The 25,462-nt window shown below is 34.9% G+C and carries 26 protein-coding genes; 15 read left to right on the top strand and 11 right to left on the bottom strand.

Annotated features, from left to right (window positions below):
* The first annotated feature begins 38 nt into the window (after nucleotides 1-38).
* Complete coding sequence (locus tag GV828_RS03835; RefSeq protein ID WP_166536153.1) at nucleotides 39-389, top strand: tRNA-binding protein; 351 nt, start codon at nucleotides 39-41, stop codon at nucleotides 387-389.
* Between the two features lie 63 nt (nucleotides 390-452).
* Here the strand turns inward: GV828_RS03835 and GV828_RS03830 are convergent, their stop codons facing one another.
* Complete coding sequence (locus tag GV828_RS03830; protein ID WP_166536152.1) at nucleotides 453-833, bottom strand: PUR family DNA/RNA-binding protein; 381 nt, start codon at nucleotides 831-833, stop codon at nucleotides 453-455.
* Nucleotides 834-905: 72 nt separating this feature from the next.
* Entirely contained in the window at nucleotides 906-2,654 is a 1,749-nt protein-coding gene (locus tag GV828_RS03825) for an ABC transporter ATP-binding protein (protein WP_166536151.1), read from the bottom strand.
* A 200-nt stretch (nucleotides 2,655-2,854) separates the two neighbouring features.
* Between GV828_RS03825 and GV828_RS03820 the strand changes: the two genes are divergently transcribed.
* The 4 genes from GV828_RS03820 to yajC all read left to right on the top strand — a co-directional run bounded on the left by GV828_RS03820 (nucleotide 2,855) and on the right by yajC (nucleotide 5,808).
* Nucleotides 2,855-3,955 (top strand): Glu/Leu/Phe/Val family dehydrogenase, encoded by a 1,101-nt coding sequence (locus GV828_RS03820; RefSeq protein ID WP_166536150.1) that lies wholly within the window; start codon nucleotides 2,855-2,857, stop codon nucleotides 3,953-3,955.
* A gap of 119 nt (nucleotides 3,956-4,074) precedes the next feature.
* Entirely contained in the window at nucleotides 4,075-4,983 is a 909-nt protein-coding gene (nusB, locus tag GV828_RS03815) for a transcription antitermination factor NusB (protein ID WP_166536195.1), read from the top strand.
* Between the two features lie 18 nt (nucleotides 4,984-5,001).
* Complete coding sequence (locus GV828_RS03810; RefSeq protein WP_166536149.1) at nucleotides 5,002-5,529, top strand: DUF1573 domain-containing protein; 528 nt, start codon at nucleotides 5,002-5,004, stop codon at nucleotides 5,527-5,529.
* Between the two features lie 3 nt (nucleotides 5,530-5,532).
* Entirely contained in the window at nucleotides 5,533-5,808 is a 276-nt protein-coding gene (gene yajC, locus GV828_RS03805; RefSeq protein WP_166536148.1) for a preprotein translocase subunit YajC, read from the top strand.
* Nucleotides 5,809-5,847: 39 nt separating this feature from the next.
* On the opposite strand, the gene GV828_RS03800 is transcribed toward yajC, so the two are convergent.
* The 6 genes from GV828_RS03800 to GV828_RS03775 form a co-directional block, all read right to left on the bottom strand.
* The gene (locus GV828_RS03800; protein ID WP_166536147.1) at nucleotides 5,848-7,674 is read right to left on the bottom strand and encodes a BamA/TamA family outer membrane protein; all 1,827 of its coding nucleotides are present in this window, start codon (nucleotides 7,672-7,674) and stop codon (nucleotides 5,848-5,850) included.
* 91 nt (nucleotides 7,675-7,765) lie between these two features.
* Nucleotides 7,766-8,293, bottom strand: coding sequence for a mechanosensitive ion channel domain-containing protein (locus tag GV828_RS03795; RefSeq protein WP_166536146.1), 528 nt, complete (start codon nucleotides 8,291-8,293; stop codon nucleotides 7,766-7,768).
* A 3-nt stretch (nucleotides 8,294-8,296) separates the two neighbouring features.
* On the bottom strand, nucleotides 8,297-8,878 hold the full coding sequence (locus GV828_RS03790; protein WP_166536145.1) for a Maf family nucleotide pyrophosphatase: 582 nt from the start codon (nucleotides 8,876-8,878) through the stop codon (nucleotides 8,297-8,299).
* Nucleotides 8,871-9,797, bottom strand: coding sequence for a geranylgeranylglycerol-phosphate geranylgeranyltransferase (locus tag GV828_RS03785; RefSeq protein ID WP_317163808.1), 927 nt, complete (start codon nucleotides 9,795-9,797; stop codon nucleotides 8,871-8,873). Before GV828_RS03785 ends, GV828_RS03790 begins: the two co-directional genes overlap by 8 nt.
* Nucleotides 9,798-9,908: 111 nt before the next feature.
* Complete coding sequence (locus GV828_RS03780) at nucleotides 9,909-10,436, bottom strand: KdsC family phosphatase (RefSeq protein WP_166536144.1); 528 nt, start codon at nucleotides 10,434-10,436, stop codon at nucleotides 9,909-9,911.
* Nucleotides 10,420-11,184: a Rossmann-like and DUF2520 domain-containing protein gene (locus tag GV828_RS03775; RefSeq protein ID WP_166536143.1), complete on the bottom strand. Its 765-nt coding sequence runs from the start codon at nucleotides 11,182-11,184 to the stop codon at nucleotides 10,420-10,422. The genes GV828_RS03780 and GV828_RS03775 overlap by 17 nt, the downstream gene beginning before the upstream one ends.
* Before the next feature lie 157 nt (nucleotides 11,185-11,341).
* Between GV828_RS03775 and GV828_RS03770 the strand changes: the two genes are divergently transcribed.
* From GV828_RS03770 to GV828_RS03760, 3 genes are all read left to right on the top strand, one after another.
* A complete protein-coding gene (locus GV828_RS03770) occupies nucleotides 11,342-11,659 on the top strand; it encodes a four-helix bundle copper-binding protein (protein WP_166536142.1) in 318 nt (105 codons plus the stop codon).
* Nucleotides 11,660-11,928: 269 nt separating this feature from the next.
* Entirely contained in the window at nucleotides 11,929-15,171 is a 3,243-nt protein-coding gene (ccsA, locus tag GV828_RS03765) for a cytochrome c biogenesis protein CcsA (RefSeq protein ID WP_166536141.1), read from the top strand.
* A gap of 89 nt (nucleotides 15,172-15,260) precedes the next feature.
* Nucleotides 15,261-15,851, top strand: coding sequence for a glutathione peroxidase (locus tag GV828_RS03760; RefSeq protein ID WP_166536140.1), 591 nt, complete (start codon nucleotides 15,261-15,263; stop codon nucleotides 15,849-15,851).
* A gap of 3 nt (nucleotides 15,852-15,854) precedes the next feature.
* On the opposite strand, the gene GV828_RS03755 is transcribed toward GV828_RS03760, so the two are convergent.
* Entirely contained in the window at nucleotides 15,855-16,343 is a 489-nt protein-coding gene (locus GV828_RS03755; RefSeq protein WP_166536139.1) for a GNAT family N-acetyltransferase, read from the bottom strand.
* A 95-nt stretch (nucleotides 16,344-16,438) separates the two neighbouring features.
* Between GV828_RS03755 and menD the strand changes: the two genes are divergently transcribed.
* Together menD and GV828_RS03745 are read left to right on the top strand one after the other, a co-directional pair.
* Entirely contained in the window at nucleotides 16,439-18,091 is a 1,653-nt protein-coding gene (gene menD, locus GV828_RS03750; RefSeq protein ID WP_166536138.1) for a 2-succinyl-5-enolpyruvyl-6-hydroxy-3-cyclohexene-1-carboxylic-acid synthase, read from the top strand.
* A 38-nt stretch (nucleotides 18,092-18,129) separates the two neighbouring features.
* The gene (locus GV828_RS03745; protein WP_166536137.1) at nucleotides 18,130-18,966 is read left to right on the top strand and encodes a CvfB family protein; all 837 of its coding nucleotides are present in this window, start codon (nucleotides 18,130-18,132) and stop codon (nucleotides 18,964-18,966) included.
* A gap of 68 nt (nucleotides 18,967-19,034) precedes the next feature.
* On the opposite strand, the gene GV828_RS03740 is transcribed toward GV828_RS03745, so the two are convergent.
* Both GV828_RS03740 and GV828_RS03735 read right to left on the bottom strand, forming a co-directional pair.
* Nucleotides 19,035-19,463, bottom strand: coding sequence for a PH domain-containing protein (locus tag GV828_RS03740; RefSeq protein ID WP_166536136.1), 429 nt, complete (start codon nucleotides 19,461-19,463; stop codon nucleotides 19,035-19,037).
* 54 nt (nucleotides 19,464-19,517) lie between these two features.
* Entirely contained in the window at nucleotides 19,518-20,630 is a 1,113-nt protein-coding gene (locus tag GV828_RS03735) for a C1 family peptidase (RefSeq protein WP_166536135.1), read from the bottom strand.
* A 69-nt stretch (nucleotides 20,631-20,699) separates the two neighbouring features.
* Between GV828_RS03735 and GV828_RS03730 the strand changes: the two genes are divergently transcribed.
* From GV828_RS03730 to GV828_RS03710, 5 genes are read left to right on the top strand one after another with little or no spacing between them, the layout of a single operon-like run.
* Nucleotides 20,700-21,539 carry a 1,4-dihydroxy-2-naphthoyl-CoA synthase gene (locus GV828_RS03730; protein ID WP_208103133.1) on the top strand — a complete coding sequence of 280 codons (840 nt, stop codon included), beginning with the start codon at nucleotides 20,700-20,702 and terminating at the stop codon, nucleotides 21,537-21,539.
* 12 nt (nucleotides 21,540-21,551) lie between these two features.
* On the top strand, nucleotides 21,552-22,076 hold the full coding sequence (locus GV828_RS03725; RefSeq protein ID WP_166536134.1) for a PH domain-containing protein: 525 nt from the start codon (nucleotides 21,552-21,554) through the stop codon (nucleotides 22,074-22,076).
* Nucleotides 22,077-22,081: 5 nt separating this feature from the next.
* Nucleotides 22,082-23,602, top strand: a complete 1,521-nt coding sequence (locus tag GV828_RS03720; protein WP_166536133.1) for a PH domain-containing protein — start codon at nucleotides 22,082-22,084, stop codon at nucleotides 23,600-23,602.
* 27 nt (nucleotides 23,603-23,629) lie between these two features.
* Complete coding sequence (gene menA, locus GV828_RS03715; RefSeq protein WP_166536132.1) at nucleotides 23,630-24,601, top strand: 1,4-dihydroxy-2-naphthoate octaprenyltransferase; 972 nt, start codon at nucleotides 23,630-23,632, stop codon at nucleotides 24,599-24,601.
* 14 nt (nucleotides 24,602-24,615) lie between these two features.
* Nucleotides 24,616-25,293, top strand: a complete 678-nt coding sequence (locus GV828_RS03710) for a metal-dependent hydrolase (protein WP_166536131.1) — start codon at nucleotides 24,616-24,618, stop codon at nucleotides 25,291-25,293.
* The last annotated feature ends 169 nt before the right edge of the window (nucleotides 25,294-25,462 follow it).

The raw sequence follows: 25,462 nt of genomic DNA, 5'->3' as shown, positions 1-25,462 counted from the left end.
CAGATTTTTTACATCTTTGAAAAAAAACTTTTTTTACCATGGAAACTGATCAAGATTTTTTGAGTTGGACCGAATTTAACCGAGTGGAAATGCGGGTTGGCACTGTTTTAGAAGTGAATGATTTTCCACAAGCGAAAAAACCGGCTTACCAATTAACGATTGATTTTGGAACGGAAATTGGCATCAGAAAAACTTCGGCACAAATTACCCATAAATACCAAAAAGAAGATTTGCTAAATCGTCAAATTGTAGCGGTGGTTAATTTTCCAAAAAAACAAATTGCCAATTTTATGAGTGAATGTTTGGTTTTGGGAGCAATAGAAAAGGGTGGGGAAGTGGTGCTGCTTTCGCCCGACTTTAAAGTGGAAAACGGTTTGAGGATTGGATAAAAAAAGCCCGAAAAATTCAAAAAAACTTTTCGGGCGGGTTGCAACATTTAAATTTTAAAAAATTTAAATATCTTCAAAGCTTAAATCCGTGAAAGTCGCCGTTGATGGACTCATTTCAGTTTCTGATTTTTCGCTAAAATATTCTTTTTTATAATCTCTTTGGTGTCTTTCAGAAATCACTTCTTCGCCTTTTTGAGATAAAACGTACGAAGTCATTTCGTCTAAAATTTCAGAAAAAGCGGCAAAATCTTCTTTGTAAAGGTAAATTTTGTGTTTTTTGAAATGGAAAGATCCATCTTCTTCGGTAAATTTTTTACTTTCTGTAATCGTGATGTAATAATCATCGGCTTTTGTAGCTCTTACATCGAAGAAATAAGTTCTTCTTCCGGCTCTCAATACTTTAGAAAAAATTTCTTCTTTTTCTAACAGGTCATTTTCTCTCATAATCCTCTTTCAAAAATTTTAATGTGTTAGGTTGACCAAAAATCGAAAAAATAGCCGAAATAAACAAAAAAATTACGGCATTTCTTTTTCCGAAAGTTGTTTTAAATACAATTCTTTGTAATATCCTTCTTCGTTTATCAGCTGATTGTGAGTGCCTTGTTGGATGATTTCACCGTCCTCTAAAATAATAATTTTGTCGGCATTTTTTGCTGAAGAAACCCTGTGGCTTACCAAAATGGTGGTTTTGTTTTTACAAATTTCCATCAAATTTCCTAAAATTTCTTCTTCCGTTTCGGTGTCAACCGCAGATAAACAATCGTCTAACAATAATATTTTTGAATCCTTAATAATCGCTCTGGCAATCGAAACTCTTTGTTTTTGTCCACCTGAAAGTGTGATGCCGCGTTCGCCAATCACGGTTTCGTAACCTTCGCTAAAACCCATAATGTTTTTGTGAACCACGGCTTGTTTAGCAGCAGCTATAACTTCTTCTTTTGTGGCATTTTCCTTGCCAAAACGAATATTGTTGATAATTGAATCAGAAAACAAAAATGCATCTTGCGGAACGAAAGCGATGCTGTTTCTCACATCGTACAAATTTAAATCTTTTACATTTTGGTTGTCAATCGTAATTTCGCCAGTATCAACATCATACATTCTACTAACCAAACTTAAAATCGTAGATTTTCCAGAACCGGTTTTTCCCAAAATTGCCAAGGTTTCGCCTTTGTTAACGTGGAAGCTAATATTTTGTAAAGCATTGATATTGGTGTCTTCGTAAGTAAAACTCACGTGGTTGAAATTAATTTTTCCATCAATCACCGAACTTTTTTCCGAAGCGTTTTTAATTTCTGGTTCAATTTTAAGGAATTCGTTAATTCTAGCTTGTGAGGCTTCGGCTTCCTGAATCATTGAAGAAACCCAACCTAATGAAGCTACTGGCCAAGTCAACATATTAACGTATAAAATAAATTCGGCAATTACACCAATGCTTTCGATTGAACCATTGATGTACATCGTTCCGCCAACGTAAATGACTACCAAATTACTTAACCCAATCAACAAAATCATCAATGGACCAAATAAAGCGCTTGTTTTGGCTAATCTCATACTTTTTGCACGGCTGTCTTCGGATAAAGCCGAAAATTCTTTGGTTGATTTGTCTTGTAAGCTGTAGGCTTTTACTACTCTAATTCCGGAGAAAAATTCTTGGCTGTAGCTCGAAAGCAAGGATAAATTTTGTTGAAAAACTGTACTTCGCACATTAATTTCGGTACTGATTTTAAAAATTAAATACGATAATATAGGTAATGGCAAAACGGTGTACAAAGTTAATTTTGGAGAAATGATAAACATGTGTACCATTACCACTCCAAAACGTATGGCAGTGTTGATGCTATACATTACGGCCGGTCCAACATATTGACGAACGCGCGAAACGTCTTCACTGATGCGGTTCATTAAATCTCCAGTTCGGCTTTGCTTGTAAAAATTTTGAGACAAATTTTCAAATTGTCTAAAGACTTCATTTTTTAAATCAAATTCTACAAAACGTGACATCACGATTAAAGTTTGGCGCATCACAAAGGTTAAAATCCCGGCAATAATTGTGGTTGCCACTACTAATAAGATGTTTTCAATTAAAATTCCTCTGGTCTCATCTTTATTTAATTGACCGTTGCTTAAAGCGTTAATAGATTCTCCTATTAAGCGAGGGGTGTAAAGAGAGAAAACTTGAGCAGCAACTGTTGCTAAAATTCCTAATAAAAAATGGTATTTATATTTTTTGAAATATTTGTTTAAATATTGAAGTTCTTTCATTATTTTAAGGTATTCTATATTTTTTTATTGTTTTTAGGTCAAAAATTTTGTTTAAAATAAAATTATTGTATTATAAGTGAATGTGGTAGCTTGTTATTATATTTTTAATAAAAGTTAATTTGATTGCAAAGTTTTGATTTAAATTCTAATTTTGCCGATAGTTTTTGATAAAACCATAATTAACCACATAACTTATTAACATGATTACAGAGGTAGTAAAGGCAGGCGAATTGCACAAAATTGACCCCGTTTTTGGGCAAGTGTCTTTCGATAATCACGAACAAATCGTTTTTTGCAACGACAAAGATACTGGATTAAAAGCAATAATCGGTATTCACAACACAGTTTTAGGACCCGCTTTAGGTGGAACCAGAATGTGGAAATATACTAATGAATGGGAAGCATTAAACGATGTTTTGCGTCTTTCACGTGGAATGACTTTTAAATCTGCTATTTCAGGTTTGAATTTGGGTGGTGGAAAAGCCGTAATCATTGGTGATTCTAAGATGGATAAAACTCCGGAAATGATTAAAAAATTCGGTGAGTACATTCATTCATTAAGCGGAAAGTATATCACGGCTGAAGATGTGGGAACTACAACTCCTGATATGGATTTGATTCGTACTGTAACGCCACACGTTACTGGAATTTCTGTTGAAAATGGTGGTTCTGGAAATCCTTCGCCTGTAACCGCTTACGGTGTTTACATGGGAATGAAAGCGGCTGCAAAGTATAAGTTTGGTTCAGAAAATTTAGCTGGAAAGAAAATATTAGTTCAAGGAACCGGAAATGTTGGTGAAACGCTTATTAAACATTTAACCAATGAAGGTGCTTTGGTGCAAATGACCGACATTAACGAAGCGCGTTTGCTTGAAATTAATGCCAAATACGGTGCTCAAATTTTTACTGGAGACATCTATTCGGCTGATGTAGATATTTATGCTCCTTGTGCACTTGGAGCTACTATTAATGACGAAACTGTAAATAAAATTCAGGCAAAAGTGATTGCTGGAGCGGCAAATAATCAATTAGCGGTTGAAGAAATTCACGGGAAAGTATTGAAAGAAAGAGGAATTGCTTATGCACCTGATTTCCTAATTAATGCCGGAGGAATCATCAATGTTTACGCCGAAATTGTAGGTTATGATAGCGCAGAAGCAATCCGCAGAACCGAAAATATTTTTAATACAACTTTAGAAATTTTCAATTTTGCAGATGTTAACAACGTGACAACACATCAAGCGGCGCTTTCAATCGCCCAAAAACGTATTGACGATCGTAAAAAAGAATTGGCAAAATAATTTAAAGCCGTTCAAAATATATTATTATTTTTGCAAAGCGAAAGAAATCCCTCTTTCGCTTTGTTAATTTTAAAAAGTTCTTACAGGTGTTAAATAGAAGACATATTCGTGTAAAAGTAATGCAATCCATTTATGCGATGCATCAAAATAACTCAGACAATCTGGAAAAAGAAGAAAAATTTCTACTTTACAGTATTGAAAATACGCAAGATTTATATCTTCTTATGGTTTCTTCCTTAATTGAAATTCAAAAAAGGGAAGAAGATTTTATAGAAAAATCAAGTCGTAAGCATTTGGCAACAGCCGAAGAACGTAATCCGAATAAAAAGTTTATCAATAATCATATTTTTCAGCTTTTATTAGAAAGCAATAATTTGAGCATTGGGCTGGAAACTAGAAAAATAAATGATTGGCACCTTCACGATGAGTACATCCGTATTTTATTGGAAGAAATTAAAAAAAGTGATTTCTACGAAAAATACATGCAAAATCGCGTAAATAATTTCGAAGAAGACAAACAATTTGTCATTTCTATTTTTCACGAAATAATAGCTCCAAACGAAAAACTATACGAATTTTTAGAAGATAATAAACTTACTTGGGTTGATGACATTCCATTAGTAAACACTTTGATATTGAAACAATTGAAATCGCTTGAAAAAAATGATGTAGATTTTTCTGTCCCAAAAGTTTATAAAGATGCTGAAGATAAAGATTTTGTCAAAAATTTATTCAGAAAAACGGTTTTAAACGAAAACGAATTTTCTAAAGAATTTGTAAATAAAACACCCAATTGGGATTCTGACAGGATAGCCGAAATCGACACCATCATTTTAAAAATGGCGATTTGCGAATTTTTAAAATTTCCATCAATTCCAGTAAAAGTTACCATTAACGAATATCTTGAAATTGCAAAGGAATATTCAACACCTAAAAGTAGCATCTTTATCAACGGAATTTTGGACAATCTTGTAAAAGAATTCAAAGAAAACAATAAATTAATTAAAACCGGAAGAGGTTTAATGTAATTTCAAAAATTAATGATTATGATAAAAAAAACGCTCTCGTTATTGGCTTTAGCATCATTAGCCGTAACTATTTCCTGCAAAGACAATGCTTCGTCAAAAATTCAAGCCGGAAATGTTGAAGCAACGCAATCAACAGAAACTTCTACAACTTCAGGCGAAACTGTTGATGTTGCCAATACTCCCGTAAATAATGCTGTACCTGTAATGACTTTCGAAGAAAAAGAATTTGACTTCGGAACCATTAAAGAAGGTGATAAAGTGGAACATATTTTTAGTTTTACAAACACTGGAAAAGGAGATTTGCTTATTGCTGATGCAAAAGGAAGCTGTGGTTGTACAGTTCCGCAATTTAAAAAAGAACCCATCAAGCCAGGAGAAACCAGTACGATGACGGTTACTTTTGATTCTACTGGAAAACCAGGAAAGCAACAAAAATCAGTAACGATTACTGCAAATACTGCAACTGGAAACGAATTATTAACGATTAAAGCCGATGTCACTCCAAAAGCGGGTGGAATTGGCGTATCACCTAAAAAAGGAGCTTAAGCAATGGAACAATACGGAAATATTTTGCTCTTCGGAGCAATGTTCGTGGTAATGTATTTTTTTATGATTAGACCACAACAAAAACGCATGAAAGCTGAGAAAGAATTTGAAAACAGCTTAAAAGTGGGTGATAAAATTATTACCAAAAGCGGACTTCACGGTCGTGTTGCGGAATTAGCAGAAAGAACAGTGATTATCGAAACCATGTCTGGAAAGCTAAAATTAGAACGTTCGGCAATATCCTTAGAATTAAGCAAACAGCTTAACGAAAAGAAATAGTCAATCACAAAATCCTAACTAATAAAGTTGGGATTTTTTTTATTGGTAACGCACTACTTCGGGCTTTCCAAATTCGTATCCAGGAATTCGAAAATCTGTGGTTCGATAACTGTTGGTTTGGAAAGAAGAACTCCCTTCGGGTGCTAAAACAGGATAATAAGAAAATGAGAGTTGGAATTGGTTAAACACTAAAAAGTCATTGGCAATAATCAATCCGACACTAATTTTAGAATACGCTTTTCCCTTTAAAAGATTGTTATTGTTGCCATTAATCATCGCAATTGTATAGCCAAGAAAAGGATTAAACCTAAATCCGCCCAAACTCCACGGTGAATAAGACTGGGTTTGTAATGCAAGCATAGCTTTTTTTGTTCCGCGAAGTGAATAACTGTTGATGCCAATAATTCCATTTTGCTCATTAATATTAATTCTATCAGCGAAAGTGTTAAATCTATTGGTTCCAATTACCAAACTCGGCTTAATAAATTGCCTCAAACGCCATTCTCCTAAATTGAGCAGATTAGTAAAATAATTGGCTTCGATATTTAAAGCCGATTGCTGATTTATGGCACCTCTAAAATAAGTTCCATATTCTACATTGGTACTAAAATAACCCCATTTAAAATATTGGCCAAAGGCAAATCTTCCGCCAATATACAATCGGTTTATATCATTTTTTTGTTGGTAACCCGCTGTAATCGCATAAATTTTCCCGATAGGAATATCTTCTGTAATACCGTAATTGAAGATAAATTTATCTTGAATAAACTTACGGGAAGTTAACCCAAATCCGGCAAGATAGAAATTTTCATTGGCAAAAAAACCTTCATTGTCAAAATCGAAAAATGGTTTTTCCGTATAATTCCTTCTTAAAAATCTAATGGAAGCAATAAAATTTGTCGTTCTGTCTTCTTCCGATGAACCCTTAAAAACCTGTAAAGATTTTCCTGCCCAAACATCTAAAGTATTTACTTTAAAATTGTGGTTGTTAATGGTGCCTTCAAAATCCGGCAGTGAATCCAGCCTAAAATCTTGTGCGGCATAAATTCCGGCTCCCCATTTTGCGAAAGGAGAGAAAAAAGGCCGATTAACCGAAACGCTTTTAGAATAATTTCGATGTTCATCAATTCTATATGCCAGCGAAGTTTCGATATAAGTGTTTGAAATATTTGGAATGGTATATTCTGTACTGTAAGCATTTCTACCATTATTAAAACGTTGCATGTAAGAATTATCCCACTCGTGTCCTAAACCAAGAAAATTTCTTTCCGTTAATTCTATTTTTGTTCTGGAAGTCGAACCCGAAGCATTTGGAATCAAGCTCCAAGAATCTAAGGCACGAATATAAATATCTACAGAATCAGAGGAGGTTGGCGATATTTTCGGGTTAATATCTACTGAACGAATGTAGCGTTGAGATCTTACCAAACGTTCGGATTCCCTTACTATAAGTGAGTCGAGGGGTGTGTTTTTTTTAAAAAGCAATAAATTTCTAATAGTAAATTCTTTCGTTTTCAGGTGAATTCTGTTACCCAATCGCTCTCCCCAATTTCGAGGTTTTCGCGTTGTATCTTTTTCGGAAAAACCAAACGGGTCTAACGTGGTAATGTAAATATTTCGGATAATTTTGCCTTCGTAAGCCGCATAATTTTGTAATTCAACTTTATCTTGTGGTTTATTTTTCGGCTTTTTAGAATCGACTGGCTTAAAAATTAATTTGTGTATAAATTTTGTAAAACCACGTTTTTTAGCATATTTTTCAATTTTTCGATAACCCCGAAGTGAATCTTTTTTTGCAGGTTTTTCCTGTGCAAATGCTATTTGACAAATGCAAAATGCTAAAATCAGAAAAACTTTTTTAGTCATTTAATTTAAATGAATCTGTTACGAAATGCTTTTATTGTTGAATTTACGAAAATAGCTTGCAATCTAATCGCCAAAGCATTGTTAAAAAAGTTTAATCGTGAAATTCTCTTTCGTCTTGGGTAACTTTTAAAATACTAATCCCTTTTTGAAGCAATAAATTATTGGGGTACACGATGATTTCGCCATCCAGGGTGCGTAAAATTATATGAAAAGTTTTAATGTCTTCAATTTCAGCTTCCAGCGGAAAATCTTTATCATGTACTTTTATGGTGTCGCCAATTTTAAATGGAAAGGCGAAAAATAAAATAATTCCAGCTGTGATGTTGCTCAATATTGACCATTGCGCAAAAAATGCCACACCAATCAAGGTGATAACTGTGGTAAATGCTATATATAAATCTTCGGTTTTTACGCCCCAAATTATTGTGATCGCGCCAACCATCAAAATAGTGATAACAATATTGATATATTTGGTAATTAAAGTAGCACGGTTTTCATTGAGTTCCGTTCGTTTAGAAAATTTTTTGATAACATTTGTAATCAAAGCGCGGATCAACATTACCGCTACAATTAATAATACGGTGGTAATGATTTCAGGTAAAAATTCTTTGAACGACATTTTTTATTTTTTAAAATTAGCCAAAAAATGATATACTTTTTCAACTGGTAAACCCACAACATTGGTATAAGAACCCTCAATTTTAGAAATCCCAATCAAGCCAATCCACTCTTGAATTCCGTAAGCTCCAGCTTTGTCATAGGGTTTATAATGTTCTAAATAATAATGAATTTCATGATCCAAAAGTTCAGTGAAAGTTACCCGAGTTTTTTCGTGAATCACTTCGCAAAAATCTTTTCCAGAGAAACAAACAGATGTAAAAACTTCATGCGTAGCATTAGAAAACGATTTTAATATGGCGAAGGCATCTTCGTAATTCTTAGGTTTTCCAACGGCTTTTCCGTCGTGCCAAACAATGGTGTCGCTGGTTATTAAAATTTCATTTTCGGACAAATTAGTAAATGCGGCGGCTTTTAATTTTGCCAAATAATCCGTGATTTCCACCGCTTTTAAGTTTTCCGGAAAAATTTCCTCAATTTCCTTTAATCGGATTTCAAAATCAATTCCCATTTCTTTCAAAAAATGTTGCCTTCTGGGTGATCCTGAAGCTAAGATGACTTTAAATTTTTTTAAATGATTAAGCATATAAAATTTCGAAATTAATGACGGCGATAGAAAGGATTCCAAAGAAAATAATCCATTTTAAAACCTGACTTAAATGTGCAAATTGTTTTTGGTTTTTTGCCGAAAATATTTTGATTGTAAAATAAATTAACGGTGCCAAAATAAAAAGGAGTCCATATAAAGTAGCGTATATTCTATTGTTGTAAAATAAATTTTCGTTGATATAATAAATGATTAAAGCCATTGCTACGAAGCTAATGCCAAATACAATTTTTGCAGTTCTCGAAACACCAAGAGCAATTGGTAATGTGTTCATCCCTAGGTTATAGTCGCCATTTACATCTTCTAAATCTTTTACGATTTCTCTCATTAAATTAATGATAAAAGCAAAAATCGCATAGTCAATTAAAATTCCCATCAAGATTTTAATGCCTCCTTGAGTTTCTGGGAAAATCATGGGGATCAAATCAAAAATTCCAATCAATAAAATACTTGCTCCTAAAATGAATGCAATGACTAAATTCCCAATTAAAATCATCTGTTTCAATCCATTAGCGTAAATATACAATAACGCCGGAATGATAAAAAATGCAGAGGCAAAAGCAGGTTTTCCAACTGCATCAGCTAAATAATATCCAATTCCGAAACCAATAATATTTAAGACGATATAAATATTATAGCCCTTTTGTTCGGAAATAGTTTTACCAATTACCACATCTTCTGGCTTATTGATTTTATCTGTTTCAATGTCAAAAATATTATTGATGAGGTAACCTCCAGCCGCAATACAAATGGTGGCAAAAACGAATAAAATATATTGCCAATCTTTCATTGCTAACGGAACAGGTTGCGTTGCCAAAAATCCATAACGAAAAATCAGTTGCATCAAGGCAATCAGCAGTAAATTTTGGTAGCGAATTAATTTTAGAAAAGACATCATTTTTAGTTAGGAATTACGAGGTTTTAGTTAGAAGTTGAATTGCGTTCTTTGCGAAAAACGTAGCGTTGCTTGCGGTTTGGCATAAATTTTAAATCGAATATCAGAAATTAACTAATCGTGTTTTCCATTAAAATAGGTATCCCATTTTCCTTGAACCCGCATCACTTGTTCAATCACATCTCGAACGGCTCCTCTACCACCATTTTTATGAGAAATATATTGGCTGATTTCTTTGATTTCCGGACTTGCATCTTGCGGACAAGTGGGCAAACCTACTAATTTCATTACATGAAAATCCGGAATATCATCTCCCATATACAGCACTTGTTCTGGGAAAATATTGTAAATATCAATATATTCTTTAAAATTTTCTACTTTGTCCGGACAAGCCAAATGAATATCGGTTATTCCTAAATTTCGTAGTCTGATTCTTACACCTTCGCTACTTCCGCCAGAAATTACACATACGTTGTAACCGCTTTCCACGGCAGCTTTCATGGCAAAACCATCACGAATATTCATCACGCGAAGCATTTCTCCACTTTGGGTAACATGAACGGAACCATCGGTTAAAACCCCGTCAACATCAAAGATAAACGTGGTAATTTGGTTCATGATTTCTTTATAACTTTTTGACATTGGTTTTTTGAATCGATTGCGTTAATAGTTGATAAATTGATTTTTTATTTTCGTCCGAAAGCATTTCAAGATGCCGGTTTATGGTAGCGATATCTTGTCGTTTTGCTGGTCCTGTCTGGGCTTCAAGCGGCGAAAGATTTTTTATTTTATTGGAAGTTTCAGCGATTAATGGTTTCAAAATTTCGAAAGGAACGAGATTTTCATCACAGATTTCTTTGCCCATTTGATACAAATGATTGGTGAAATTGTTTACAAAAACGGCTGCCAAATGTAAGGCTTTCCGTTGTTCGCCGTTAATTAAATAATGTGTAGCGTTCAAACTTTCCGTGAGTTTTTCCAGCAAAGGATAATCTTCGGCAAATTCACTTTCGAGACAAAACGGAATTTCGGAAAAATCTACATTTTTATTTTTGCTGAATGTTTGAAGCGGATACCAAACGCCACGTTGGTTTTTAGGATCAATTTCCGTAAAAGCAACAGTTCCGGAAGTGTGAACTACTAATTTTTTTTCAAAAGGAATTTGAGCAGAAACTTCAGCAATCGCAGCATCCGAAACGGCAATGATGTAAACATCGGCATCGGCAAGCTGGTCAAAATTAGAAATAATTTTATGTGATGCTATCCAATTTTCGACTGATGATTTTTGCCTTGCAAAAACCTGAAGCAATTCAATTGAAGATGCTTGTGATAAAGCCTCCACCAAATGTTTTGCCACATTCCCCGAACCAATAACTACAATTTTTATCATGGTGCTAATTTAAAAATAAATGCCGAAAAAATGTGACTCGCCATGGTTTGCAGTGTTGAAATATTTTTAGGTTTGTGACATTACGTTTAACAGAATGTTGAGAGTGAAAAATAATTATTTTTTATAATTTTATTAAGATGTTGTAAAACAAAAGGTTATGAAAAATGTAAAAATTGCCATCGATGCTTGTTTGGCGTGTTTTAATTGGTGTGAAATTTGTGCTACTTTATGCATTGAGCTTAACGATAAAAACCATTTGAAATGTATATCGCTTTGTAGAGATTGTGCCGAAATTTGTGTTTTGTGCATAAAATTCTGCAACCGAAATTCGGCGTTTGCGGGAAAATTGATGAAGCTTTGTGCTGAAATTTGTACGGCTTGTGCCGAAGAATGCGAAAAACACAATCACCATCAACATTGTAAAGATTGTGCGGAAGCTTGCCGAAAATGTGCCGCTGCTTGTACTTTTCTGTAAAAATCCCGAAGATTATAAAAATGCCAAAAGATTTTCACTTAGCCCTGATGGAAGTGGAAATCTTTTTCTTTTCCCTCTTTTCGGGGAAAGAAAAAATTGAAACGAACAGCAGGAATAGGGACTCCAAAAATGCGGGAACCTTTCGCTCGAAAAAAATATTGGAAAAATTAAGTTTTTTTTAAGCAAACCAACTGCGGGAAAATGAATTGCTTTGCAACATTTTGCTTATTTTTGCAGGGCTTTAAAAACCCTCCTAATTTTCCTTTTTAATGGTAAATAAATTTCTCTCCTTTATATTTTCAACAAGATTGATGGCGATGCTTTTTGTGGCTTTTGCCGTAGCAATGGCTGTCGGGACGTTGATTGAAAACGATTATAATACTGATACGGCTCGAATTTGGGTGTATAATACTTGGTGGTTTGAGTTGATTATGCTGATTTTTCTTGTTAATTTTTTAGGGAATATTAAAAGATATCAGTTGCACAAACGTGAAAAATGGTCCACATTATTACTGCATTTGGCATTTATTTTTATTTTGATTGGTGCTTTTGTAACGCGATATATTAGTTACGAAGGCATGATGAGCATTGCTGAAGGTGAAACAGAGTCGGAATTTATGTCGAGCGATACGTACCTAAATGTTTTTGTCGATGGCGAATATAAAGGTGAGATGAAACGTAGGGCTGAAGAGAAAAAATTACTAATGTCGCCGGTTACGAATAATCATTTTGCGATTAAAGATAAATTTGCTGAAATTCCTTACAAAATTGAATATAAGGATTTTATCATGAATGCGCAAGAAGTGATTAAGCAAGATGCTAATGGCGAAACGTATTTAAAAATGGTAGAATCAGGTGGTGGTTCCAGACATGAACATTATCTAAAAGAAGGTGAAGTTCAAAATTTACATAACGTGCTTTTTGCGTTTAACCAACCTACAAAAGGTGCGATAAATATTACAAAAACTGGTGATAGTTATACTATTGAAACACCTTTTGCCGGTGAATTTATGCGAATGGCTGATCAAATGCGTGGCAAGGTTGGAAAAGATTCGGTTCAGCCATTGATGTTTAGGTCGCTTTACAACGTGGGTGGTGCTCAATTCGTTTTTCCGGAATTGGCAATGAAAGGCAAAGTGGCATACGAATCAAACAATGATTATAAAGATAAATCTACCGACGATGTTTTAATTGTAACTGTTGAATCAGAAGGTTTGAAAAAAGAAGTGGCTTTGGTAGGTTCTCGTGGAAAAGTAGGAATGCCACAATCCTTTAAATTAGGGAATTTAGAATACACACTTTTTTATGGAAGCAAAGCTCATGAATTGCCATTTAAAATTAAATTGAACGACTTTATTGCGGACAAATACCCAGGTTCAATGCAAAGTTTTTCGGCTTTCAAGAGTAAAATTACCATTCAGGACGAAAAACCTTTTGACTACGAAATATTCATGAACAACGTTCTCGACCACAAAGGTTATCGATTGTTCCAAGCTTCGTATGAATATACTGATGATCATAAACGCCAAATGATTGAACCGGACATTACGGTCTTGTCGGTAAACAAAGATTTTTGGGGAACTTGGATTACCTACATTGGATATTTCCTTTTATACATTGGCTTGATGGCGATTTTGTTTGATAAAAATTCTCGTTTTGGTTACGTGACCAAACAATTGGACAAGTTGAAAAAAAAGAAAGATAAAAAGGCTGCAAAAACTATTATCACGGCAATGGCGTTGCTTTTTACGATGACCAATTTTGCGCAAGACAATCACAATCACAGTCACGACCATAATCACGATCATCAAGAAGAAACGCACCAACATTCGCCTCAAACAAAATTTCAGGAACCAACCGAAAAACAAATTGATTCGCTTTTATCAATTTTAATGGTGGATGCCAAACACGCCGAAAAATTTGGTCGATTGGTCATTCAGGATGAAAAAGGACGAATGAAACCTGTGAATACTTTCTCGTCAGAATTATTGCGAAAAGTAAGCAAAAGCGACCATTATAAAGGTTATAACTCGGATCAGGTTTTTCTTTCGATGACACAATATCCACAGGTTTGGTTTAGTGTTCCGTTTGTTTATCTTAAAAAACATAATGATAGTTTACACAAAATTTTAGGCGTTGAATTAAAGTCAGATCACGTTCCGTTCCGAAGCTTTTTTGATAACGAAGGAAATTACAAGTTGTCTCCTTATTTAGAAGAAGCATACAAAGCTGCCATCCCTAATAAATACCAGACCGAATTCATGGACGCCGATAAAAAAGTAATGCTTTTAGGTTCGGCTTTGAGCGGAAAAATATTACGTGTGTTTCCAATACCGTTTGACAAGGGCAACAAATGGATTTCACCCTTGGAACTTGGAGAAACGGAAATGACCGGAATTGACTCCACTTTTACCAGAAATGCTATTCCAGCATATTTGGGTTATCTTAATCAAGCCAGAACGACAGGAGGTTACAATCAAGCCGATGAAATGGTTAGCAGTATCGAACTTTTTCAGAAAAAATACGGAAAAGAAGTTCGTCCATCTGATGAAAGAATCAATTCGGAAATTTTATATAACAAATATGACATCTTCAAAAGATTGTTTTATTTATACATGATGGCAGGACTTTTCATGCTTTTGTTTACCATCATGAAAATTTTCTACAACAATAAATTCATCAACTTCGCGGTAAAATTTTGCCACATTCTCATAGGATTTTTCTTCGTGTTGCATACCGCAGGATTAATCGCCAGATGGTACATATCGGGTCATGCTCCTTGGAGTGACGCTTATGAATCGATGATTTATGTAGGTTGGGCTACCATGTTTTTCGGTTTGGCTTTCGGACGAAAATCTCAATTAACCGTAGCGTCAACAGCATTTGTAGCTTCCATGATTTTAATGATTGCACATTGGAACTGGATGGATCCTGCCATTGCAAACCTTCAACCGGTTCTAAATTCTTATTGGTTGATGATTCACGTAGCCGTAATTGTAGGAAGTTATGGGCCATTTACGTTAGGAATGATTTTAGCTTTGGTGTCGTTAATTTTAATGATTTTTGCTAATGAAAAAAATGCCAATAAATTAGATTTGAGCATCAGAGAAATTACCTACATTACAGAACTTTCCATAACCGTAGGTTTAGTCATGCTAACCATTGGAAACTTTTTAGGAGGTCAATGGGCAAATGAAAGTTGGGGCCGTTACTGGGGTTGGGACCCAAAAGAAACCTGGGCTTTAATCAGTATTATGGTGTATGCTTTTGTCATTCACGCCAGATTAGTTCCCGGATTAAAAGGAAAATGGATTTTTAACGTTTTGAGTGTTTTTGCTTTCTATTCCATTATGATGACCTATTTTGGGGTGAATTTTTACCTTTCAGGTTTACATTCCTACGCAACGGGTGACAAAGTCGTAACGCCTAATTTTGTTTTTGTTTCTGTTGCGGTTTTAATCGTCATTTCAATTTTAGCTTACTTTAAACAAAAGAAATATTTGAAAAATTAATGAGAAGCCTGCGATATATGCAGGCTTTTTTTTAACAATATTTTCACTTGCGGATTTTTAGCAAAATGATACCTTTATAAAAAATGATTATGAAAAAAATACTCGCACTATTAATCATAGGAAGTTGCTTCGCTTGCCAGCAAAATCAAGCCCAACAGCAAAAAACTAAAACTTTAGCTCAAAAAAATTCAACAATGGCAAAACAATCCATTCACCAATTTAAAGTAAAAGACTTAGAAGGGAACGAATTCGATTTTTCTTCGTTAAAGGGCAAAAAAGTGCTCGTAGTCAATACCGCTTCAAAATGTGGATTAACACCACAATACAAAGATTTACAAGCAATTTACGATCAATACCAAAACAAAAATTTTGTCATCGTAGGTTTCCCAGCCAATAATTTTGCAGCGCAAGAACCCGGAACCAATGAAGAAATTGGAGAATTTTGTCAGCGTAATTATGGCGTCACTTTTCCTATGATGGAAAAAATATCGGTAAAAGGTGATGACATGCATCCGTTGTATCAATTTCTCACACAAAAATCTCAAAACGGCTTGCAGGATTCCAATGTGGAATGGAATTTTCAAAAATATTTATTAAATGAAAATGGCGAATTGGTAAAAGTAATTTCGCCAAGAACATTGCCAACTGATCCCGAAATTGTGGATTGGATAAAATCTTAATAATTACGCAAGATCTAAAGCCATAAATTGCAGGTCGAGCCAACGGTTAAATTTGAATCCGGTTTCTTTCAAGACTCCGGATTTTTTAAACCCAAATTTTTCGTGAAATGCGATACTGCTTTGGTTTTCGGCATCAATGCAGCCAATCATTCGGTGTAATTTTTTTGCTTTCGCAAAAATGATTAAGGTTTCTAAAAGTTGTTTCCCAATTCCCCTTCCGGAAAATTCCCCCTTTACGTAAACCGAATGTTCCACGGTAAATCGAAAACCGGATTTTGCCCGAAATGTTCCATAAGTGGCAAAACCAACTATAATTTCATCTATAATCGCTACGAAAACCGGAAAATTATCTTTTTTCTTTTCTTCAAACCAATTTTTCTGCAATTCAAGCGTTCGAGGCTCTTCATCATAAATCGATGTAGAATGGGCAATTTCGTAGTTTACAATTTCTAAAATTGATGGCAAATCTTCAACTGTTGCTTCTCGAATCATGGTTAGCGAAAAATTTAATTTCAAAGATAGAAATTATGTCTAAATTTTCGCTGAAGCCTCCTTAATTTGTACCTTTGTTATCTATTAATAGCACAATGATTTATCCTAAAAAACCTTTGGCACAAAGCATTTTGAGCATTTGTAAATCCAAAGCAATCTCACAAATAATTATTTCTCCAGGGTCGCGAAATGCACCGTTGACGATTGGTTTCGCCAACGATGATTTTTTTAAAACGTACAGCATTGCCGATGAACGTTGCGCGGCATTTTTTGCCATGGGAATTGCGCAACAAACCGAGCAACCAACGGCTTTGGTTTGCACTTCGGGTTCGGCTTTGCTCAATTATTACCCTGCTGTTGCCGAAGCATTTTACAGCCAAATTCCATTGATTGTAATTTCTGCCGATCGTCCTGCAGAAAAAATTGATATTGGCGATGGTCAAACAATACGTCAACGAAACGTTTTTGAAAATCATATTATTTTTAGTGCTAATTTAACCGAAGAAGCTTCGGCTGAAAATGATGCAAAAATTCAAGAGGCGATTCATCTTTCTAAAATAAATAAAGGCCCGGTTCATATCAATGTTCCATTTGAAGAGCCGTTGTATGAAACCGTTTCACAGTTAATTGTTACGCCAAAATTTGTAGATTTTGAAGATAAAAAATCAACAGAAATTTCGCTCGAAAACTTCGCAGAACAATGGAATCATGCTGCGAAAAAGTTGATATTGGTTGGGGTGAATGAGCCGAAAAAAATCGACCAAAAATGGCTTGAGCTTTTGGCAAATGATCCATCTGTTGTGGTGATGACGGAAACCACTTCAAATCTTCACCATCCGAAATTTGTAAATAATATTGACACGATTATCACGCCTTTTTCCGATGAAGATTTTAAAAATTTTCAGCCCGAAATTCTGCTCACTTTTGGAGGCATGATTGTTTCAAAACGAATCAAAGCTTTTCTCCGAAAATACAAACCTGCCGAACATTGGCACGTGGACAATTTACGAGCCTACAATACTTTTGGCGCGTTAACCTATCATTTTGAGTTTGAACCCAATTTATTTTTGGAAAATTTTTTACCTAAAATTCAATTTAAAAATTCGGATTATAACCAAAATATGCAATCCTTAAGAATGTTCCGAAAAGCAAAACACGATGCTTATTTAAAGGAAATTCCGTATTGTGATTTTAAAGTTTTTGACGAAGTTTTATCATCCTTGCCAACAGAATCAATGCTGCAAATTGGGAATAGTTCTGCCATTCGATATGCACAATTAATCGACATTCACCCGGAAATTGAAGTTTTCTGCAACCGTGGAACCAGCGGCATAGACGGAAGCACTTCAACCGCAATCGGCGCTTCATTATTTGGCAAAAAAAATAATTTTGTCATCACGGGCGACATCAGTTTTTTCTATGACAGCAATGCACTTTGGAACCAATATATTCCCGAAAATTTTAAAATTATTGTGGTAAATAATGGAGGAGGAGGTATTTTTAGGATTTTGCCAGGTCACAACGAAACGCCGGTTTTTAATACCTATTTTGAAACTTCGCATTCACTTTCGGCAAAACATCTGGCAAAAATGTTTGGCTTTCAATATTTTTCTGTGGATAATGAAATTGATTTAAGTAGCCAATTATCAGCGTTTTATGCTTCCGGAAAGAAATCAATTCTGGAAATTTTCACACCAACAACTGTAAATGACAAAGTGTTGTTGCAGTATTTCAAAGCGTTAAGCTAAAATTTGTTTGTAACTTTGCTAAAATAAAAACCGTTCAAATGATTGAAATAGGAAAATTCAATTTGCTAAAAATTGACCGCGATACTCAAGTAGGATTGTATTTAACCGATGGTGAAAACGATGTACTTTTGCCCAATAAATATGTGCCAAAACAGTTTGAATTTGGTCAGGAAGTTGAAGTTTTTGTGTATTTGGATCACGAAGAACGACCTGTGGCAACCACGTTAGAACCGGCAATTATTTTGCACGAATTTGCACTTTTGCGAGTAAATCACGTCAATAATGTTGGGGCATTTTTAGATTGGGGTTTGGAGAAAGATTTATTTGTTCCGTTTAAAGAACAAGCCCGTCCTATGGAAGTAGGGAAACGGTATTTGGTCTATCTTTATTTAGATGAAAAATCCAATCGTTTGACAGCTTCGAGCAAAACCAACCAATTTTTAGACAATGAAAATCTCACCGTTCAACAAGGTGACGAAGCCGATTTAATTGTGTCACACATTACCGAATTAGGAATCAACGTGATTATCAACGAAAAACACAAAGGCTTGATTCACACAAGTGATAATTTTTATGATGATATTCGTCCGGGAGATCGTTTTGTAGGTTATATCAAAAAAATTCGTCCGGATCATAAAATTGATGTAGCCATTGAAGCGATTGGTTATGAAAAAGTTGAACCAAATGCACAGAAAATTTTAGACGAATTGAATGCCTCACGTGGATTTCTTCGCCTTAACGACAACAGCCATCCCGAAGATATCAAACAGGTGTTGCAAATGAGCAAAAAGACTTTTAAAAAAGCAGTGGGTTCGCTTTACAAACAAAAATTAATCGAGATAAAAGACGATGGTATTTATCTTGTAAAAGAATAATTCTGAAATCCGAGGCTTGGCTTCGGATTTTTTTGAATGATTTACATGATAGGGAAATAGTCATTTAGTTATTTCACCTCAATATGCGGATTAACCGCTAACAAAGCATCAATAAAGGCTTGTTTATTTTTTGGTGAAATATAAATGTCGTCAAATTTACTGTAATGAATAATCAAACCTTTGGTTCCCAAAGCTGGTTTCAAAGTGGTTCCTACAAAAAGACCTTCGTGATTGGTGATTTTTGTAATTCTAAAAATATCAATCTTCCCACGAATTGGTCCCGAATAATAATGCAAAAATGATCCGTTGATTTTATACTTTGTATCCAATAAAATCCAGACTAACAAAGCTGCTGTTGCCAAGCAAATAATCAACGGAACAATCATGTCGAGCTGATCATTTGGCGTGAAAAACGGAGTAGAAATCAGGAAAATTACCGTAACCCATAAAAAGAGGTTGGTGGGTAAATATTTATCGGATTGAAAGGTTTTTTGCATGTTCAAATTTATATAAAAAATAAAAATCGGGAAACATTTTCCCGATTTTTGCTTTTAAAGGTCTAAAGATTTTTTGGTTTTGCTCAAAAGCGCATCTTCGTGAACCAAAACCGATATGGCTTTCAGTTTCAAATACGGAACACTCATGTACACAAAGCCTTCGTTTCCAACATTTTTGCTTCCCCAAGAATTTTTCACTTTGTAATACATATTGCCTTTTTGGTCCTTTACTTTGCCCACAATGTGCATCAAATGATCGTCTGTAGTATTAAAATTTTCAAATTCTTGCTGACGAAATTCTTGCGTTATTTTTTTCTCTGGTTTAATTTCTGTCAAAATTGTTTTTTCATCCGAAACATTTTCCGGAATCACGGCAATTCCTTCTCTTCCTGAAAAAGTTTTTTCACTAACATCGGCATCAAGTGCCAAAGTGTATCCTTTTTCAAGTGCGTTGTCAATGTTTTCCACAAATTCTTCTAACGGCATATTGTAAAATTTTCCGTACGAAAAATTGTCCGGAATGTCCAAGATAAATTTTGAATAAAAAGGTTCGTGCATGAAAGATGTGATGGTTACATAATCGTCTAAATCCAATTTTGTCATTTCCAGAAAACTCTTTGGCGTATATTTTTTTCCTTCAAATTCAAATTCAGTCACATCGCTTCCCATATGTTTGTCCAAGATATCAGTCACTTGTTTTTGCCAGTCAGCATCTGGTTTTTTCGACGGATCTGCATTTTTTTTCAATACAACTTCCAATTCTTCTACCATTTTGCCATGGTCATGTTTTTCGGCATTTCCTGTTAATCCGGAATAAGCTGTTAACGGAACCAACCCGAAATTTTTTGCGCTGTCAATCACATCATGGTTCAAACCGCCTTCGCCAAATTGCGCTTTGCCTTGCCGCATCACATAATTCCATGCTTTTTTAGGATAAGTATGGCGAACATTGTACATTTCGGATAAATCGATTTTTTTTCCGCTTGCGCGAATAATTTCCGCTTCCAGAAAAGATGTTGACGAAAAACTCCAGCAAGTTCCCGTGCTTCCTTGAGAAATTACAGGCGTACATTCAATGTTTTTAACTGTTTGAAATTCATACTTTTGAGCCTGAATTCCAAGTGCTAAAGAGAAAAATGCGATAGAAAATAATTGTTGTTTTTTCATTATAAATTCAAATTGATTACCGAGACAATTTAAAAAAATCCCGTATTTTTACGCTAAAATAAGATAAAAATGACTGCGATAGACTGGAAAACTGTTAAAGATTTCGAAGATATTACCTATAAAAAATGCAATGGCGTTGCCAGAATTGCGTTTAACCGTCCGGATGTGCGAAATGCTTTCCGTCCAAAAACCACTAGTGAACTGTACCAAGCTTTTTATGATGCTCAAGAAGACACATCAATTGGCGTAATTTTGCTTTCTGCCGAAGGGCCGTCTTCCAAAGATGGTGTGTATTCTTTTTGTAGCGGAGGCGATCAAAAAGCGAGAGGTCATCAAGGTTATGTTGGCGAAGATGGCATGCACCGCTTGAATATTTTGGAAGTTCAACGATTAATTCGTTTTATGCCAAAAGTGGTGATTGCAGTGGTTCCGGGATGGGCTGTTGGAGGCGGACATTCACTTCACGTGGTTTGCGATTTAACTTTGGCAAGTAAAGAACACGCCATATTTAAACAAACCGATGCCGATGTTACTAGTTTTGATGGCGGTTACGGTTCGGCTTATTTGGCCAAAATGGTGGGACAGAAAAAAGCCCGCGAAATTTTCTTTTTAGGAAGAAATTATTCTGCTCAAGACGCTTTTGAAATGGGAATGGTAAATGCTGTGATTCCGCATGATGAGTTGGAAGATACCGCATATCAATGGGCTCAGGAAATTTTAGAAAAATCACCAACTTCTATCAAAATGCTAAAATTTGCCATGAATTTAACTGATGATGGAATGGTAGGTCAACAAGTTTTTGCCGGCGAAGCAACCCGTTTAGCCTACATGACAGACGAAGCAAAAGAAGGCCGAAACGCATTTTTGGAAAAAAGAAAACCGAATTTTGAGAAAAAATATATTCCATAAATCCCCGAAATTATGATGGAAGAATTTTCTAACGAAACCCTATATTTAAACAATTTACCCAAGTTTGAAGAAGTAGTTTATTCCAAATTAGATCCTGCTTACCAAAAAGTAGCACGAATTAATCTCGCTATTTTTCTGGTGATTTTGGCTGGCGTTGTGGTGGGCTTGTTTTTTTTAGACGAATTTTTTCAAAATCAAACTTTTATCATTATCACAGCGTGTTCATGGTTAGGTCTTGGAATTTTTCTACTAATTTGGTACACAATTGCCATCAAAAATAGAGGTTTTGCCGTTCGGGAAAAAGATATTTTGTGTCAACGTGGCGTGTTGTCAACCACCACAACCATCATTCCGTACAATAGAATCCAGCACGTGGCTTTGCATGAAGGCGCAATTGCTAGAATTTTTAAATTGGCTCAAATCCAAATTTTTACAGCCGGAGGTACTTCGAGCGATTTAAAAATTTCGGGTTTAGCCAAAGAAGAAGCCGAAAAAATAAAATCATTGTTGATGCAACAAATTCAGTATCACGCTTAAATTCAATGGAAGATTTTAATTTTCAAATACCACAAAGACAATCTGTTACCGGAATTTTGGTAATGTTTGCTGATACGCTTCAAAAATTTTTGAGAGCCATGTGGGTTCCGCTTGCATTGTTTTTATTTAAGGCAAAAGAACCCAAAGCGTATTTATTGATTGGCGGAGTTGTGGTGCTTTGTTGCATTGTTGGCGCTATCATTGCATATTTGCGTTACCGAAATTTTACTTTTTATTTAGACGAGGGTAACCGCGAATTTATCCTCAAAAAAGGCGTCTTTCAAAAAAGTATTATTTCTATTAACTTGGATAAAATTCAGCAGGTAAACATTAACCAAAATGTGATTCAAAAAATTTCTGGTGTTTTTAGTTTAGAAATCGATACTGCTGGAAGTAATGGAAAAGAAGTGAAAATTTCTGCCGTAAAAGAAGATTTGGCGCAAGCCTTAAAAGCCAAATTGCTTTCCTTTGATTTTGAAAATAAAACAGTTTCCGATGAAATTTCTGAAGAAAATCCGCAAGAAATTGTCAGTCAAAAACCCTTTATCAAGCTAAGTAATCTAACACTTTTAAAAATAGGTTTAACCTCGAATTACGGTCGTTCAATCGCCATTTTAGTGGGTTTTTTCGTTACTTTGTACCAAAGCATTAAAGATTTTGTACAAACTTTTGAACTTGACGAATCCGAAGTTGATTCGGTTCTGGAAAGAAGTTTTGGTTTACTATCAGTTGGGATTTTAATTTTCGCTTTTTTCATTGTAATAATTTTTGTGAACATAATTCGTACTTTTTTAAAACATTTTGATTTTCAAATGATGCAACAAAATCAATCTTTTGCCATCACTTCAGGTTTATTTGCTAAGAAAAATACATTGGTCAATCCTAAAAAAGTTCAAATCACATCGATAAGCCGCAATTTTTTTCAAAAGAAACTTAAAATTTTTGACATCAATACCAAGCAAGCTTCTGATCAGCAAGTTAAAGAAAATAATAAATTTGGAAATTTTATCGAAATTCCGGGCTGTAACTCTGAAGAAAAGCAACATATTTTGCAAATTATTTTTGGACAAATTCCGTATAAAGGAAAAAAACTGCGTCCAAATTTCCGCTACTTAATTGGCAAAGTTTTAAAGCTCATCATTATTCCCGTAAGTATTTTTAGCATTTATGCCTTAAAAGTTTATCCGGGTTGGCAGGAATTTTTCCCATTAATTTTTGTATATTTAATTTTAGTTGGTGCATTGATTTATTACGGTTTCCAAAATAATGCTCTTTTTGTGAATGACCAATTTGTAATAAAAACCCACGGAGCTTGGGACGTTGAAGATGAGATTATAGAACCGTATAAAATTCAAGCGATCACTACAAAACAATATTTTTGGAATAAAAAATCTAACGTTGGTCATGTGTACCTGCATACGGCTGCAGGAGACTTGCAGTTTAAGTTTGGTAATTTTTCTGAGATTAAAAAACTAACTAACTATTGGCTGTACAAAGTTGAGGTTTCCAAAAAAAATTGGATGTAACTTTACACATTATTATAAACACTAAAAATGAGACATTGGGTTGAAGCAGCTCGACTGCGAACTTTACCACTTTCAGTATCCGGAATCATCGTTGGAAGTATGTTTGCCTTGGCATATCCTACTCAAAATGTACTAACTCCAACAGATGTTTTCAATTGGCAACTGTTTGGTTTTGCATTACTTACAACATTAGGATTACAAATTTTATCTAATTTTGCTAACGATTACGGAGATGGTGTAAAAGGTACAGACAACGATGATAGAATTGGTCCAAAACGCGCTTTGCAAAGTGGAACTATTTCCGCGAAATCCATGAAACGCGCCATCATTATTACTTCTTTTCTAACTTTTATTTGTTCACTTTTACTTATTTATTTTGCTTTTGGGGTGGAATACATCGGGTATTCAGTGTTTTTTATTGTGTTAGGAACTTTAGCAATTATGTCGGCAATTCGATACACCGTTGGAAACACTGCTTATGGCTATCGCGGTTACGGAGACTTTTTTGTATTTGTATTTTTCGGATTGGTAAGTACTCTTGGCGTTAATTTTTTATATTCTAAAGAAGTAGATCCGGTTTTAATTTTACCAGCGTTTGCCATTGGATTTTTAAGCGTTGGCGTTTTAAATCTCAACAATATGAGAGACGAAATTTCCGATAGAAAAGTGCAAAAAAACACATTGGTCGTAAAAATCGGTGGAGCGGCAGCTAAAAAATATCATTACTTCTTAGTTATTTCTGCTATGGTTTTGTGCATTGTATTTTCATTTTTGCTCGATTTCCGTCTGGACCAATACCTGTTTTTAATCGCCTACATTCCATTTACCAAACATTTATTTCGGGTAAAAAAAGCAACCAATCCTAAAGACTTCGACCCCGAACTTAAAAAACTCGCAATCGCCACATTTTTATTGTCAATTTTACTTTCATTAGATTTAATATCATTTATTCAAGATGTTGTGATGCAAATATTTAATTTTTCTACCAATCAGTTTTAACTAAAAATAATATTATGAAAATCACTTATTACGGACAAAATAGTTTAAGTATTGAAATAGCCGGAAAAAACATCATCGTTGATCCATTTATTTCAGGCAATGGGAACGCTTCTCACATTGATATCAATAGCCTTAAAGCCGATTTTATTTTGGTCACACACGCTCACGAAGATCATACTTTAGACGTGGATACTATTGCCAAAAATACCGGAGCAACCATCGTTTCCAACGCTGAAATCGCTGGTTATTACGAAAAAAAAGGACACAAAACCCATCCCATGAATCATGGCGGAAGCTGGAAATTTGATTTCGGGAAGGTAAAATATGTGAACGCCATTCACTCAAGTTCATTTCCAGACGGCACTTACGGCGGAAATCCCGGCGGTTTCGTTATCGAAGGCGAACACAAAAATATTTATATCGCAGGCGACACGGCTCTTACATTCGACATGAAACTCATCCCGCTTCGCACCAAGCTGGACCTCGCCGTTTTGCCCATTGGCGACAATTTTACGATGGACATTGACGATGCTATCATCGCCTCAGATTTCATAGAATGTGACAAAATTCTCGGTTGTCATTACGACACTTTTGGCTACATCGAAATCGACCATGACAACGCCAAACGCAAATTTTTTCAAGCAGGAAAAGACCTCATGTTGCTGGAAATTGGCGAGTCAATCGAATTATAATTTTTTTTAGAAGCAAAAGTTCAGGCATTTTCAGCTCCCGAAGCGTCGGGATATTTTCCTGCTTTTCGGTACAAGTTTTGCCACAAGAAAAATGTGGTAAAAGTTTTTACCTTCAATCGGACTATGGGAAAAAAATTCTGGCATTTTTGGAAATTTCCAAGCTATTTGC

This window comes from Flavobacterium ichthyis (assembly GCF_009915155.1).
GTDB classification, from domain to species: domain Bacteria; phylum Bacteroidota; class Bacteroidia; order Flavobacteriales; family Flavobacteriaceae; genus Flavobacterium; species Flavobacterium ichthyis.
This window is presented reverse-complemented; position numbering and strand designations above follow the sequence as displayed.